General features: G+C 66.9%; 11 protein-coding genes. 5 read left to right on the plus strand and 6 right to left on the minus strand.

Annotated elements, in window-relative coordinates; genetic code table 11:
* Positions 1–23: 23 nt before the first annotated feature.
* A complete protein-coding gene (locus H566_RS0120415; protein ID WP_156924526.1) occupies positions 24–4,004 on the plus strand; it encodes a PIN domain-containing protein in 3,981 nt (1,326 codons plus the stop codon).
* Positions 4,005–4,475: 471 nt separating this feature from the next.
* Here the strand turns inward: H566_RS0120415 and H566_RS0120420 are convergent, their stop codons facing one another.
* Together H566_RS0120420 and H566_RS26720 are read right to left on the minus strand one after the other, a co-directional pair.
* Positions 4,476–5,321: a ComEC/Rec2 family competence protein gene (locus tag H566_RS0120420; RefSeq protein ID WP_028312890.1), complete on the minus strand. Its 846-nt coding sequence runs from the start codon at positions 5,319–5,321 to the stop codon at positions 4,476–4,478.
* A complete protein-coding gene (locus tag H566_RS26720) occupies positions 5,318–6,226 on the minus strand; it encodes a TatD family hydrolase (RefSeq protein WP_084545334.1) in 909 nt (302 codons plus the stop codon). The genes H566_RS0120420 and H566_RS26720 overlap by 4 nt, the downstream gene beginning before the upstream one ends.
* 70 nt (positions 6,227–6,296) lie before the next feature.
* Between H566_RS26720 and H566_RS0120430 the strand changes: the two genes are divergently transcribed.
* The 4 genes from H566_RS0120430 (at position 6,297) to H566_RS30445 (ending at position 10,386) form a co-directional block, all read left to right on the plus strand.
* The gene (locus tag H566_RS0120430) at positions 6,297–7,151 is read left to right on the plus strand and encodes a D-hexose-6-phosphate mutarotase (protein WP_051379071.1); all 855 of its coding nucleotides are present in this window, start codon (positions 6,297–6,299) and stop codon (positions 7,149–7,151) included.
* Positions 7,152–7,216: 65 nt separating this feature from the next.
* Positions 7,217–8,437, plus strand: coding sequence for a DNA polymerase Y family protein (locus H566_RS0120435; RefSeq protein ID WP_028312892.1), 1,221 nt, complete (start codon positions 7,217–7,219; stop codon positions 8,435–8,437).
* A 172-nt stretch (positions 8,438–8,609) separates the two neighbouring features.
* Complete coding sequence (locus tag H566_RS0120440; protein WP_028312893.1) at positions 8,610–9,452, plus strand: 23S rRNA (adenine(2030)-N(6))-methyltransferase RlmJ; 843 nt, start codon at positions 8,610–8,612, stop codon at positions 9,450–9,452.
* A 28-nt stretch (positions 9,453–9,480) separates the two neighbouring features.
* A complete protein-coding gene (locus tag H566_RS30445) occupies positions 9,481–10,386 on the plus strand; it encodes a hypothetical protein (protein WP_051379072.1) in 906 nt (301 codons plus the stop codon).
* 15 nt (positions 10,387–10,401) lie between these two features.
* Here the strand turns inward: H566_RS30445 and H566_RS26730 are convergent, their stop codons facing one another.
* From H566_RS26730 to H566_RS0120465, 4 genes are all read right to left on the minus strand, one after another.
* The gene (locus H566_RS26730; protein WP_051379073.1) at positions 10,402–11,172 is read right to left on the minus strand and encodes a winged helix-turn-helix domain-containing protein; all 771 of its coding nucleotides are present in this window, start codon (positions 11,170–11,172) and stop codon (positions 10,402–10,404) included.
* 98 nt (positions 11,173–11,270) lie between these two features.
* Positions 11,271–12,008: a flagellar basal body L-ring protein FlgH gene (locus H566_RS0120455; RefSeq protein WP_245591417.1), complete on the minus strand. Its 738-nt coding sequence runs from the start codon at positions 12,006–12,008 to the stop codon at positions 11,271–11,273.
* 26 nt (positions 12,009–12,034) lie between these two features.
* Positions 12,035–12,568 (minus strand): hypothetical protein, encoded by a 534-nt coding sequence (locus tag H566_RS26735; RefSeq protein WP_156924527.1) that lies wholly within the window; start codon positions 12,566–12,568, stop codon positions 12,035–12,037.
* 22 nt (positions 12,569–12,590) lie between these two features.
* On the minus strand, positions 12,591–13,055 hold the full coding sequence (locus tag H566_RS0120465) for a hypothetical protein (protein ID WP_028312895.1): 465 nt from the start codon (positions 13,053–13,055) through the stop codon (positions 12,591–12,593).
* Positions 13,056–13,346: the final 291 nt, after the last annotated feature.

Below are 13,346 nucleotides of genomic sequence, written 5' to 3' on the forward strand. Positions count from 1 at the left end.
GCCTAAGCAGGGAGAAAAGCAAGATGGCGGTTACGAATGAACTGGCTTTTCCAGAGACCGAAGACCAGTTTGAAGAGATGTGCTTTCACCTCTATCGCATGGAGTGGAAGGACCCAACATGCACTCGCTTGGGCGGGGTGGGCCAAGGTCAGTTTGGCTTAGACATCATCGGCACTCACGGGTCACAGCAGATTGGTATTCAGTGCAAGCACTACGTCAAGAAGCCATTCACGCTCGGCACGATTGAAGCTGATATTCAGAAGGCCGACGACGCGGGCTTGGTGATAGACCACGTCATATTCGCTACCTCGGCGCCCAACAAGTCCGACCTCGTACTAAAGATTCGCGCGCTGAGCAATGCTCGAAAGAACGCCGGTAAATTCACCGTCTCCGTTGCGTTCTGGCAGGAACTATCCGGAATGCTCAGGCTCAACAAAGAGGTGGCGCGCGAATACATCCCCGGCTTCCCGGGTGGGACCCTACTGGCGACTAAGGAAGCGGCCGAGCAAACACTAGCCATTGTTCGAAGCAGCGATGAACGCGACTCGGAATTTCAGGCCGACATGCGCTTACAGCTCACCGGCATCAACGACCGCGTGTCGAGCATGGCAACCGCAGGCAGCCTGCCTGAGTCGCGCGGCACGGAAGCCGAACCGCTAATTGCTAACAGCCTAGACTTTGTCCGCAGCAAACTACTGGAAGGTCGGCCGAAGGAAGCGTTTGAGCTTCTTGATTTATTGGGCAATCCGGACCGATTCACCGACACGTACTCGCAGTTTCGTTGGCACACCAATCGTGCCGCCGCACTCCTGCTCGAGGGCAAGAAGTCCGACGCCGCACGTGAGTATTTGGTCGCAGCCGCGATAGACCCTAAGTTGGAGAAGGCCTGGAGCAATCGGGTACACGGCTACCTTCTGCTCGACGACGCGAGCGCTGCGCTAGCCGCCGCACGTGAGGGACTAGCCGCCTTTCCCGAGAGCGCCACGCTTTGGGCGCTCCATGTGGCGGCCAAACAGCTTTCAGGTGATGCGGAACCCGAACGTGATGTGCCGAAGCACATCCGTGACACCGATGACGTCCGGTTTGCGCTTTCGAATGTTCGATACCAGCAGGGGCATCTGGAAGAGTCGCTCGACCTCATCCAGCTCTGTGCGAATGCGGTAACACCGTCGCTTGAAGTTCGGCGCTGCTACCTCGCAGCAGCAATCTCTTGGGCGGTCGTGGACCCTGTAGCCGCGCGCTACGACCAGTTGCTGCCGAAGCAGCGCGAGGCTCTGTCAGGCGCGCTCCGACTACTCGAGCCCCTAGAGGCGACCATTTCGGCACTTCAGCCGGACAGCCTTTCAGAGGAACTGAACAACAACGTGTGCGTGGCTCTCCTGCTAACGAATAACCGGCCCCGCGCACAGGCTATCGCAGCTACCGGCCTCACACGACACCCAAACTTGGACGGGCTGCTTGGAATCCGGGTGAACGAGTTGGCCGCCAAGGAGGACTTCATTGGCCTGCATCAGCTCACTGATGGGCGCTACGCCGAGCTGGCGACCTCCACGCTGGCCGCCTTGGCCGAAGTCTCCGCAAATAAGGGGGATTTGGACTGGCATCAGGCAGTGATGGCGGTTCTTGAAACACGTGTGCAAACTGCGCCGCAGACAGCGGAACTCCGTGCCCTGACCAGTCATGCGTACTGGGAAGCTGGGGATAAGGACGAGGCGTTTCGGCTCGCCAAGGACTTGCTGGCGGAACAGCCAAACCATGTCTTGACACACGTTATGTTGAGTAGGCAGCTGATGCACAAGGGCGAGCTTGTGCCCGCTGCACAGCAGGCAAACCTTGCAGTGCAAGCGCTACGGCCGGACAGCCCTACGGGCGATGTGCTCTACGTGGCGGACTTGTTGTTCGACCGAAACCTGTATCTCGAAGCTGCCGCCCTGTACGAACGCGTGGTGACTTCGCCAACAGGGAACGGGCTGACGCAACGTTTTCTCGTCTGCCTCATTGAAAGCAGTCAGCGCCGAAAGGTGCGCGCAATTCTTGATGCACTCGCCCCCGAGGTCCGAGACACGCCGGCCTTCCGTCGCATTGAATCGAACTTGGCGCGACGGATGGGAGACTGGCCGCGCATGCGCGACGTCCTCAAGCAGGAACTTGACCGCGTGCCGACCGACTCTGGCGTCGCTGTTGGCTATATCGGGGCGCTGCATCGCATACCGACCGAGAAAGAAACCTTAGCGGCATACCTTGCCAGTGACCCAACCTTCGACGGAAAACAGCCCTTCAACGAAGTTGAGGTCGCCAAGTATCAGCGGGAGCACGGGCTTCTGAACATGGCTCTCAAGCGGGTGTACAGGCTGTTCCGCTCACACCCGAACGACTCAGCCATCGGGGGCTACTTCCTGGCGCAGGTGCTGATTGGAACAGCGGTGCCTGAACTAGCGCATGTACCTACGGCGGTAACTGCTGGCGTTGCTGTGAGCTTGCGCGCGGGTGCCGAAGCTCGTGATATCGCGATTGACTTCGACGACGCCATTGAAGGCGCAACTTGGCCGGAGTTAGTAACGCCCGACTCCGACTTAGCCGGCAAGCTCCTAGGGAAGGTGATTGGCGACAAAGTTGCGCTTTCCCGAGGTATTGGCGACGTCGAGTACGAGGTTGTTGAACTGGTGTCTCTTTATGGGTTTGCAGCAACAAAGGTCCACAAGCTGCTTGCTGAAACCGCCAACCCCGGTGGCCCTATGTGGAGTGTCAACCTCGCAAAGGCAGATGGGTCGTTCGATTTCGAGCCGTTATTCGCAATGGCGCGGCACAAGTCCGCACGTGTCGCCGAGGCCTTAAGGAATTACACGCAGTTCCGCTTTCCTCTTGCGACGCTGGCGCAGCTTGTCGGCACTGAGTCCCTGACGTTGATGCTGGATTGGCCCTGTTCGAAGGCTTCCCTCTTCGTCAGCATTGGAACGCAGGAAGAGCGTGACGCTGCCTTGGGGTTGCTCGCGGCCGGCGGCAAACGGTTCGTGATTGACCTCCCAACCTTGGGTGAACTAGTCGCAACCGGTGTGCTTCGAAAGGTCGCTCCTTTGCTTGGCCGGCCGTTGGTGGCGCAAACCGCAAGGGAAGAGCTAACGAACATCATCCGGTCCCAGGAAGCCATTCCTTCGGGCATGTCGCTGCGGGAGGAAGACGGGCACTACATCCGGGAAGAGGCGACGGGAGAAGAGCTGGACCGTCGACTGACCTTGCTGCGAGAAATGCTGGACTGCATCGACGAACTTTGCGAAGTAACGCCCGTTCTTGGCCCAACAAACATCACTGACAACCACAGGACGCTGGAGCGCATTCTCAATGATGCGACATTGGACGCTGTCTACTTGGCTCTTGAACGTGACGCGGTACTGCTAAGCGACGACGGCGGCCTTCGGTTGGCCGTGCCCTCCGTTGGTCTGACCGAGGCCATCGCTGTTCAACCGCTGCTAATGTTTGCCCAAGAGAAAGGTGCGCTTGAGCATTCTCTCTACGTTGATGTGGTCATAGGGAAGGTCGCACGCAATCACAACTTCATCAGCTTTAGCGCCGAGGACTTGGTCGCCCTTGCTTGCCGGGATGCCGCCACGGTGGCAGCCGGCATCGTAAGTGCGTTTGACACCCTCCGAAGCCAAACCTTGGACCTCGCTTCAGGCGTGCGGGTTGGCGCGGAATTCTTGGCTAGCGTGGTACCCGTGTGCCCGCCGAGCATCACGGCGGAATACTTCAAAATTGCCTTGGAGGTGCTCCAACAAGGTCGCCCAGAACAGGCAGGGGCCGTTCATCGTGCTTTGGCTGCCGGGGTGACGCGCGGAATGACGAACCTCCCAAAGAAGCAAGTCAGTCAGCTTCGCCGCCAGATGGGTGCTCTTTTGAAACCTCCTGAACAAGAGGCGAGGCGCTTCCAGCTGACCCCCGTAGTGCGAGCAGTCAAGGAACTCATCTTGCGCATGCAGCGGTATGACGAGTGCACGCGGCAGGAATAAGCCGGCATTCTTCATTAACACCCCAGGACGTCGATAAGGAGTGCGGTGCCTTTAGACATCCCGCTCTTGCTCGGCGCAAAAACGTCTATTTCTCCGGCAAAACATCTACTTTTCTGCCGTCCATCAAAAAAACAGCTACAGCGCTAACGAATAGGACAAATAAGACCAATGTGCCGGCGCTCGCTCAAGTCATAGCTCAAAGCACATGCGCGCGACGCAGTTCTTAGCCGGTCAGGCTGTACTGCGACTGATTTTCCGAATGTTTTTGCGACGAGCCGGGGAGCAAGCCAAATGCGCGAATCTCTAGGTAAGCCGGAAGGTTCCATGCGGCAAACAGCCTTGTGCAGCGCAGCATGGCTGCCTTCAGTTCACGACATATTTGTCAATTTCTCTTTGCCTCAGAAATTTTCAGTTCACGAGTTATTTGTCAATTTCGAAGGGCCGCAAAGCCTTTGCCCTAGGGAAGTCAGTTCACGAGTTATTTGTCACTCTCCAGATGCCGCGCTGCTCGCCGGTGACGAGCGCGGCGATCACGCCCGCATGGCGCGCGCCGGCCAGCGCGCGGCCGATATGGGCGTCGATCGCATAGCGCAGGCGGTCGATGGTCAGGCCGGCGTAGTCGCCGCTGCCGGGCAGGCGGCGGTTGGCGCCGTCGGCGTTGCGCACGCTGCCGCTCGCGCGCAGGCCCTGTTCGAGCAGGCGGTAGTCGGCATCGGGGCCATGCGGGTTGAGCCGCGCATGCGGCCGGCGCAGTCGCGCGCGCAGCTGCCAGCGCTCGCCGGGTGCCAGCGCCGGCACCTCGCCCGACGCGCCCTTGCGCCGGCTGCCGTACCACGCAAGCGCGAGCCGGCGCGGCACCGTCACCGGCCGGCCGTCGAGCGCCGCCGTCTCGACGATGAACTCGAAGCGCAGCCCCTCCGCGCCGAAGCCCGCCGTCGCCAGCGGCAGGCCGGCGACCGTGCCGGTCAGGTCGAGATCGCGCAGTTCCAGCTCGGGCGGCAGCGCCTCGGCGAGCCGGCGCTCGGCGCGGAAATCGGCCCAGCCGTGGCCGAGCGCGAAGGCGACCGCCATCCATGCGGCGGCAAGCCCGACGCCGCGCGGTCCGTCGCGCCAGCCCGCGCGCCGCGCGAAACGCGGCCAGACCGTGATGCGCCCTCCCCCGCTGCCCGCCGGAGCACGAGTCCGGCCCCACGTGACGAGCAGCAGACCCAGCGCCGCCGCCACGCTCGCCGGCCAGAGCCAGTCGGGGCCGAGCGCGGCTTGCGCCTGCAGCAGCGCGACGCCCGCCGCGAAGGCGAGCGCAAGCGGCACGGTCATCGCGCGGCGACTCCATCGGGGCCGGCCAAGGCGTCCGGGCCGGCGCGATCGGCCGGCGCATCGACACGCCGAGCGGACGCCATGTCGGGCGTGGCCGTCGCCGCATCGGCCGCGTCCATCACCGCCGCCAGCCTCGGCAGCACCGCGCGCGCGTTCGCCGTCGTCGCGGCGGCGATCTCGTCCACGCCGATGCCGCGCAGCCCGGCCAGCACCGCGCCGATGCGCGCGGTCGCCGCCGGCACGTTGCGGCCGGGCCGGATCCAGCTCGGCGCGATGTCGGGCGCGTCGGTTTCGAGCACCAGGCTGTCGAGCGGCATCTCGGTGGCGATGCGGCGGATGCGCAGCGCGCGCTCGAAGGTGAGTTCGCCGCCCATGCCGAGCCGCATGCCCAGCTTCACGAACTCCGCCGCCTGCTGGAGGCTGCCGTTGAACGCATGCGCGATGCCCGCCGGCACCGGCACGCGCCTCAGCTCGCGCAGCACCGGGTCCTGGGCGCGGCGGATGTGCATCAGCACCGGCAGCCCGAATTCCGCCGCGATGCGCAGCTGGCCCCGGAAGACTTCCAGCTGCGTCTCCCAAGCCGCCTTGGCGCGCTCGTCGAACAGGTCGAGCCCGATCTCGCCGATGCCGACGAACAGGGGATCGGCCAGCGCCGCGCCCACCTGCTCGCGCAGCGCGTCGAGGTCGTCCGGCCCCGCGTCGGCCGCGAACAGCGGATGGATGCCGAGCGCGTACACAGCGCCCGGCGTGCGCGCGGCCAGCTCGCGCACGGTGGCGAAATTGACGCGCCCGATCGCCGGGATCACCTGCCAGCCCACGCCGGCCGCGCGCGCGGCGGCGGCGACCGAGTCGCGGTCGGGCGTGAACTCCGCCGCGTCGAGATGGCAGTGCGTGTCGATGAACATGCACGGATTATCAACACCGGCGCGGCACAATCGGCGCCCCTGTTTCCCCCCATCACCAGCGAGCCAGACCATGACCAAGCCAGCCACCGCCGTCCCGCCCCACCTCGCGCTGCCGGTGGTGGAACTCGTGGCCGCCGACGGCGCGCGCTGCACCATCGCCCAGCAGGGCGCGCACGTGCTGAGCTGGACGCCGGCCGGCGGCGCCGAGCGCCTGTTCCTGAGCCAGAAGGCCGAGTACGCGGCCGGCGTCGCGATCCGTGGCGGCATCCCGGTCATCTTTCCGCAGTTCGCGGGCGAAGGGCCGATGCCCAAGCACGGCTTCGCGCGCACCGCGCAATGGAAGTTCGAGCGCATCGAGCAGGCCGAGGATGGCGCCGGCATCGCGCATTTCTCGCTCACGCACGAGCAGGCGACGCATGCGCTCTGGCCGCATCACTATGCGGCGACGCTCACGGTGCGCGTGGGCGGCGAGCGGCTCGCGGTCACGCTCGGCGTGCGCAATACCGGGCCGAAGAGCTTCAGCTTCACCGCCGCGCTCCACACCTATCTGCGCGTGAGCGACATCGCGCTGGTGCAGGTCATGGGCCTCGACGGCCTGAGCTACCGCGACACCGCCGACGGCGGCGCGCTCAAGACCGCCGGCCTCGGCCCGGTGGAAATCAGCGGCGAGGTCGATCGCATCTACCTCAACGCGCCCTCGCCGCTCGTGCTGCGCGAACAGGGCGGCGACCTGCATGTGCACAGCGAGGGCTTTGCCGACGCGGTGGTGTGGAATCCGGGCGCGGTGAAGGGCGCGGCGCTGGCCGACCTCGACGCCGGCGGCTATGCGCGCTTCCTGTGCATCGAGTCGGCGGCGATCGGCAAGCCGGTCAAGCTCGCGGCCGGCGCGCGCTGGACCGGCACGCAGACGCTCGTGGCGCGCTGAGCGAAGGGGCGGGCTGCCCAGCCTGCTGACAGCCGCCGGCAGCAGCCCCCGCTAAGCTCGCGGCCATGTCCGCCGACCGCGTCATCGCCCACCTCGACATGGATGCCTTCTACGCATCCGTCGAACTGCTGCGCTATCCCGAGCTGCGCGGCCTGCCCGTCGTGGTGGGCGGCGGGCGCGACCATGCGCCGCGCGAAACCGTCCTGCCCGACGGCACGGTCAGGCGCGAATTCCGCCGCCTCGGCGGCTATGCCGGGCGCGGCGTCGTCACCACCGCCACCTACGAGGCCCGCGCGCTCGGCGTGAACTCGGCGCTCGGCATGATGAAGGCCGCCGCCCTCGCGCCCGACGCCATCCTGCTGCCGACCGACTTCGACCAGTACCGGCGCCATTCGCGGCTGTTCAAGGCCGCCGTCACCGCCATCGCGCCGCGCATGGAAGACCGCGGCATCGACGAGATCTACCTCGACCTCACCGACCTGACCGGCACCGGCCCAGACCGCTGGGACCGCGCCCGCGACCTCGGCCGCCAGCTCAAGCAGGCCGTGCGCGACGCGACGGGCGGCCTGACCTGCTCGGTCGGCCTCACGCCCAACAAGCTGCTCAGCAAGCTCGCGAGCGAGTTCGACAAGCCCGACGGCCTCACGGTGCTGACGACCGCCGAGATCGAGGCGCGCATCTGGCCGCTCGCGGCGCGCAAGCTCAACGGCATCGGCCCGAAGGCGGCAGCGAAGCTGGAAGCGATCGGCATCCGCACCCTCGGCGACCTCGCCCGGCGCGACCCGGCAGAACTCGTCGAGCGCTTCGGCCGCAGCTACGGCCTGTGGCTGCATCACAGCGCCCACGGCCGCGACGAGCGCCCCGTCGTGACCGAAAGCGAGCCCAAGTCGATCAGCCGCGAGACCACCTTCGAGCGCGACCTGCATCCGCGCGCCGACCGCGAACTGCTCGGCGCGATCTTCACCAGGCTGTGCGAACGCGTCGCCGACGACCTCGCGCGCAAGGGCTACGCCGGCCGCACCATCGGCCTCAAGCTGCGCTACGACGACTTCCGCACCGTGACGCGCGACGCCAGCCTGCCGCTGCCGGTGACCGACGCAAAGTCGATCCGCCGCGCCGCCGGCGAATGCCTCAAGCGCGTGCCGCTCGACCGCAAGCTGCGGCTGCTGGGCGTGCGCGTGTCGGCGCTGCTGCCGGCCGCCGAGGCCGCCGCGCTGCTGGAACAGGCGCAGGTGCAACGCGGCGTGACGCCCGATCTGTTCGCGCAGACCGACACCGCCGGCTGAACGCCGACCGCGGCCCGCGCCGCGTCATTGCGCCGGCCCCGCGCACCGACAGCGCATGAAACCCGCCGCCGCACCCGCCGCCTGACAACCGGTCACGCCCGGCAATCCAGCCGCAAGCCCGGAGCGGGTACAGTCGCGCCCTTCGCCTGAACCCCTTCCCCCGCCGCCGCCCATGCTCGCCTACCGCCACGCCTTTCACGCGGGCAATCACGCCGACGTCCTCAAGCATCTCGTGCTCGTCCAGGTCATGCAGTACCTGGCGCAGAAGGACACGCCCTACTGGCTCATCGACACCCACGCGGGCGCCGGCGCCTATTCGCTCGCGTCCAGCGAGGCGCAGAAGCACGGCGAATACAAGGACGGCATCGGCCGCCTGTGGGAACGCAGCGACCTGCCCGAACCCGTCGCCGACTATCTGCGCATCGTGCGCGACTTCAACAACGGCGGCGCCCTGCGCGACTACCCCGGCTCGCCGGCCTTCGCCCACATGCTGCTGCGCGACCAGGACCGTCTGCGCATGTACGAGCTGCACCCGACCGACTACCGCGCGCTCGCCGGCATGTTCAAGGGCCAGAAGCACACCGAGGTGCACAAGGCCGACGGCTTCGAAAGCCTCAAGAGCCAGCTCCCGCCGCCGAGCAAGCGCGCCTGCGTGCTGATCGACCCGCCCTACGAACTGCGCAAGGATTACGACGCCGTCGTCAGCACGCTCAAGGACGCGATGACGCGCTTCCCGATCGGCACCTACCTGGTCTGGTACCCCAAGCTCAAGCGGCGCGACACGGTGATGCTGCCCGACCGCCTCAAGCGCCTCGCGCCCAAGGGCTGGCTGCATGCCGAGCTGACGGTCGCGCCACCGGGCGAGGACGGCTACGGCCTGCTCGGCAGCGGCATGTTCGTCATCAACCCGCCGTGGACGCTGCATGCCCAGCTCCAGGCCACCCTGCCCTGGCTCAAGGCCACGCTCGCGCAATACCCGGGCGCGTCGTGGAAGCTGGACCAGCACGCGGTCTGACAGCGGCAGCAACGGCGAGGCAGGCCAGATGAGCGCCGTCTTCATCCCGCCCGGCGATCCCGATGCCGACGGCTGGAAGCGGCTCGGGCGCATCAATCCGCTCGGGCTCGGCATCGCGCTGTCGCTGCTGCTGCATGCGGGCGTGCTGCTCTGGGTGCAGACCCATCCGCCGCTGCACAACGAGGCGCATTCGGGCGCGAGCGCGCCGATCGCCATCCGCATCGCGCCGCGCACGCCGCCCCAGCCCGAGGCCGCCCGGCCGGAGCCGCGCCCGGCGCCGCCGCGTCCGGCGCCCGAACCGCGCCCCGCGCCCCGGCCCGCGCCGCGCCAGCCCGACGCGCCGCCGCGCGTGATCGCCGTGCCCGCGCCGCAGGCGCCGCTCGCCGCCGACCGCACCCGCGTGCCGCCACCCGCGCCGCGCCCGCTGCCGCCCCTGCCCCCGCTGCCGCCCGACACGCCCGAGGCCCCCGCGCCCAGGGACGACATGTTCAGCCAGCTCCAGGCCCGCCGCGCCCAGCGCGACAACCCGGCGCCGGCCGCCCCGGCCCAGCGCAGCGAAGCCGAGATCGCCAACGACAACGCGCGCCGCAACCTCGCCGGCATCACCGGGCGCGGGCCCGATCCGGTCGACCAGACCGGCGGCGTGTTCCAGGTCACGCGCGTCACCTCGCGCGAGGGCGAAATCCTGTTCAGGGGCTGGAACCAGAACTTCAAGCGCAACTGGAGCGAGAGCGTGCAGGTCACGCTCGGCGACGCGCCCGACATGCGTACCGCCATCGTGCGCAAGATGATCGAGATCATCCGGCGCTACGAGAAAGGCGACTTCACCTGGGAGAGCTACCGGCTCGGCAAGACGCTCAACCTGAGCGCCCGGCCCCAGGACCAGGCCGAACTCGAACGCTTCCTGCTGGCGGAGTTCTTCTCGCTGCGCTGAGGCAGCGCGCCGGACTCAGGCCCAGCCGCGCAGCAGATCGTCCACGTCGACCTCGGCCTCGACCCGGGCGTCGAGCACATAGCCCACGCCGCGCACCGTGCGGATGAGCGTCTGCGCATCGTCGTCGCCGAGCTTCTGGCGCAGCCGCGACACCAGCGCGTCGATGCTGCGCGCCACGCCCAGTCCGGCACGCCCGCGCGACTCGGCGAGCAGCTGCTCGCGGCTCACGATGCGGCGCGGCCGGCGCACGAAGATCGCCAGCAAGGTGAGCTCCGCCTTCGACAGGGCCACGCCACGCCCGTCCGGGCCGGTCACGCGGCGATGGTCGGGGTCGAACTCCCAGTGGCCGAAGCGCAGCGTGCGCGCCGGCCCCGCCGCCGGCTCGACGGGCCGCCGACGCAGCACGGCGCGGATGCGCGCCACCAGCTCGCGCCGATCGACCGGCCGGCGCAGATAGTCGTCGGCACCCATCTCCAGCCCGACCACGCAATCGACCACCTCGCTCGGCTCGGCGATGACGATGACCGGCAGGCCGTGCTCCTCGTTGAGCCGGCGCGTGATGCCGAGCAGCTCGACATCGGCGCAGGCGGCCGACAGCAGCACCAGGTCATGCCGGCGCTCGTCCACCGCCCGCCACAGCGCCGCCATGTCGCCGGCGATGCGGCCGTCGAGCCCGAAACGCGCGAAGTAGCGCCCCAGTTCCAGCGCCTGCGCCATGTCGGGCTCGACGATCAGCACGCGCGCCGCGCGGCGCGTTCCGGCGGCGGTAATGGCTGATTGGGTCATTTCGCTCGAAAAGGAAACCAAATCGGCGATTGTTTCGAGACAGATTTCCACAATGTTCCCGCGCTGTTTCCCGGATCGAAAAGCCACATTCACCGCGATCACCAGACCGAGAAATAATTGGTCAGATAACGCTGGACCCAGTTGCGCGAGGCCGAATCCTGCAAGTCGCCCTTGCCGCCCACATCGAATTTCGCATTGATCACATTGGCCGAAGCCACGATGTTGCCGCTCTGGATATCGCCCGGATTCACCACGCCGGCAAATCGCAGCACGCTCGCATTGCCGCCCATGCTGATCGACTTCTCGCCCGCCACCACCAGATTCCCGTTCGGCAGCACATTGATGACCGACACCGCCAGCTTGCCGGTGAAGCTGCTCGAATCGCCGGCCGCGCCGCTGCCCTTGAAGCTGTCGCTGCCCGAGGCCGAGGCATTCAGGTTGAGGATGCGATCGAAGATGCCGACGCCCGAACCCGAACCGCCCGGCCCCTTCTGGCTCATCGCGTTCTCGCGGCTCGTGTCGGTCGTGACCTTGCGCGTCGCGGCCAGGTTCTCGGCGATGTCGACCTTGAGCGTGTCGCCGATGTAGCGCGGCTTGCGCTCGCTCGTGAACAGCGAATTCGATTGCAGCCCGGCCTGGTAGATCGCGCCGTTGTTCGGCCGCTCGATCTGGTCGGGCAGGCCGGACGGCCGGATCGCGTAGGGCGGCGGCGCGGTCAGCATGGGCGTCTGGGCGCAGCCGGCCATCAGCGCGGCGGCCAAGGCGATCAGCAGCAGGTTGAGCAGCAACAGCATCGGGCTGCGGCGGTCGGCGGGGACGCGGAGCGGCGCTCTCATGTCGGTTCTCCTGGCGAGGCGTGGGTTCATTTCTCGAAGCCGGTGATGAGCACCTTCACCGCGGGACCGAGCTTGGCGTAGGTATCGGCCCACTTGCCGTTGCCGAACGCGCCTTCCGCGGCGTAGGTGCTGGATGCGAGCAGGCTGCCGTCGCGCGCGTAGAGCGAGAGCGTGGCCAGATACAGATAGGGCTGGTACTGCCGACCGAGCGGCGGCACGTCCCAGTCGAGCTGGGTGCGGTAGCGCAGCCAGCCTTCGCACTGGTCGGCGCGCGTCGCCGGGTCGTAGATGCGGCTGCGCACCTGGTTGTCGGCCAGCGCGCGTTGCAGCGCGGGCAGGAAGTCGCGCGCCTGGTTCTGGTCGTTGAACTCGATGCACACGCTGCCCAGCGGCGCATGCGAGTGGTAGACGACGTCGCTGGCGCTGGCCGGCCCCTGGGACAGCGCGCTGCCCGCCAGGGTGCCGCCGGCCTTCGTCAACTCCCACAGCGGCATGGGACTGAAGACGCTGCAAGCGTTTGCAAGCAGGCAGACGGGCAGCAAGGCGAGGGGCAGGCGCATCGCGGTCTCCGGGGCCGGGGCATCAGACGGCGGTGTTGACGAGCTGGCCCACCGCCGAGGTCGCGGCGGCGGCGTAGCCGGCGATGTCGCTCGTCACCGACTTGACGCCGTCGTAGAAGTCGGACGTTGCCTCCTCGATGCCATCGACACCCGCGTCGATCCAGTCCTCGACCGTGCTCTCGGCCGACTTGAGCGCATTGCCGACCTCCTCGACGGCATGGCCGATGCCGGTGGCGACCTCGTTCACGCTGCTCGCCACCGAGTCGTAGAAACGCGTGCTCTCGCCCGCGAGCTTGCTGATCGCCTCCTTGCTGAGCGTGAGGCTGGAACTGGCGGCATCGCCGATCGCGTCGCCGATGCCGATCACGGTGGCGACCGCCGGACCGTATTGACCTGAATTGAATTCGAAAGGACTCAAGTTCTGGCGCTGCGGCGCCGAAATCTGGCCTGAATAGGGCGAATAGCCGCCGGACGGGATCGTGGTCATGGATTGGGCTCCTGGTTGAGACGGAAGCCATCCTAGAAATTCATCCCGCCAGCCCTCCGCCGATAAATCGCCCACGCCGCGCGCATATCGCCGGCTGATTGCAGCCATTCGCCGCCGGGCTGTCATTCATTCCGATATTCCGTACACGTAACGCGGAAATGGAAAACCTGCCGGCAATGCCGGCAGAAAATGCGAAACATTTTCCTGTGCGCATTCCGGGATGGCCACCGGGGCTTTCAGCCCTCAATCAGCTTTCAAGGGAAAGCGCGAAGCCGTCCGGCCGACGGGCAG

The organism is Derxia gummosa DSM 723, from assembly GCF_000482785.1.
In the GTDB taxonomy this organism is placed as follows: Bacteria; Pseudomonadota; Gammaproteobacteria; order Burkholderiales; family Burkholderiaceae_E; genus Derxia; species Derxia gummosa.

What these genes read in the sequence shown, in the direction of transcription:
- H566_RS0120415 (WP_156924526.1), top strand. Translation starts at nt 24, where the DNA reads ATGGCGGTTACGAATGAACTGGCTTTTCCAGAGACCGAAGACCAGTTT.
- H566_RS0120420 (WP_028312890.1), bottom strand. Translation starts at nt 5,321, where the DNA reads ATGACCGTGCCGCTTGCGCTCGCCTTCGCGGCGGGCGTCGCGCTGCTG.
- H566_RS26720 (WP_084545334.1), bottom strand. Translation starts at nt 6,226, where the DNA reads ATGTTCATCGACACGCACTGCCATCTCGACGCGGCGGAGTTCACGCCC.
- H566_RS0120430 (WP_051379071.1), top strand. Translation starts at nt 6,297, where the DNA reads ATGACCAAGCCAGCCACCGCCGTCCCGCCCCACCTCGCGCTGCCGGTG.
- H566_RS0120435 (WP_028312892.1), top strand. Translation starts at nt 7,217, where the DNA reads ATGTCCGCCGACCGCGTCATCGCCCACCTCGACATGGATGCCTTCTAC.
- H566_RS0120440 (WP_028312893.1), top strand. Translation starts at nt 8,610, where the DNA reads ATGCTCGCCTACCGCCACGCCTTTCACGCGGGCAATCACGCCGACGTC.
- H566_RS30445 (WP_051379072.1), top strand. Translation starts at nt 9,481, where the DNA reads ATGAGCGCCGTCTTCATCCCGCCCGGCGATCCCGATGCCGACGGCTGG.
- H566_RS26730 (WP_051379073.1), bottom strand. Translation starts at nt 11,172, where the DNA reads ATGACCCAATCAGCCATTACCGCCGCCGGAACGCGCCGCGCGGCGCGC.
- H566_RS0120455 (WP_245591417.1), bottom strand. Translation starts at nt 12,008, where the DNA reads ATGAGAGCGCCGCTCCGCGTCCCCGCCGACCGCCGCAGCCCGATGCTG.
- H566_RS26735 (WP_156924527.1), bottom strand. Translation starts at nt 12,568, where the DNA reads ATGCGCCTGCCCCTCGCCTTGCTGCCCGTCTGCCTGCTTGCAAACGCT.
- H566_RS0120465 (WP_028312895.1), bottom strand. Translation starts at nt 13,055, where the DNA reads ATGACCACGATCCCGTCCGGCGGCTATTCGCCCTATTCAGGCCAGATT.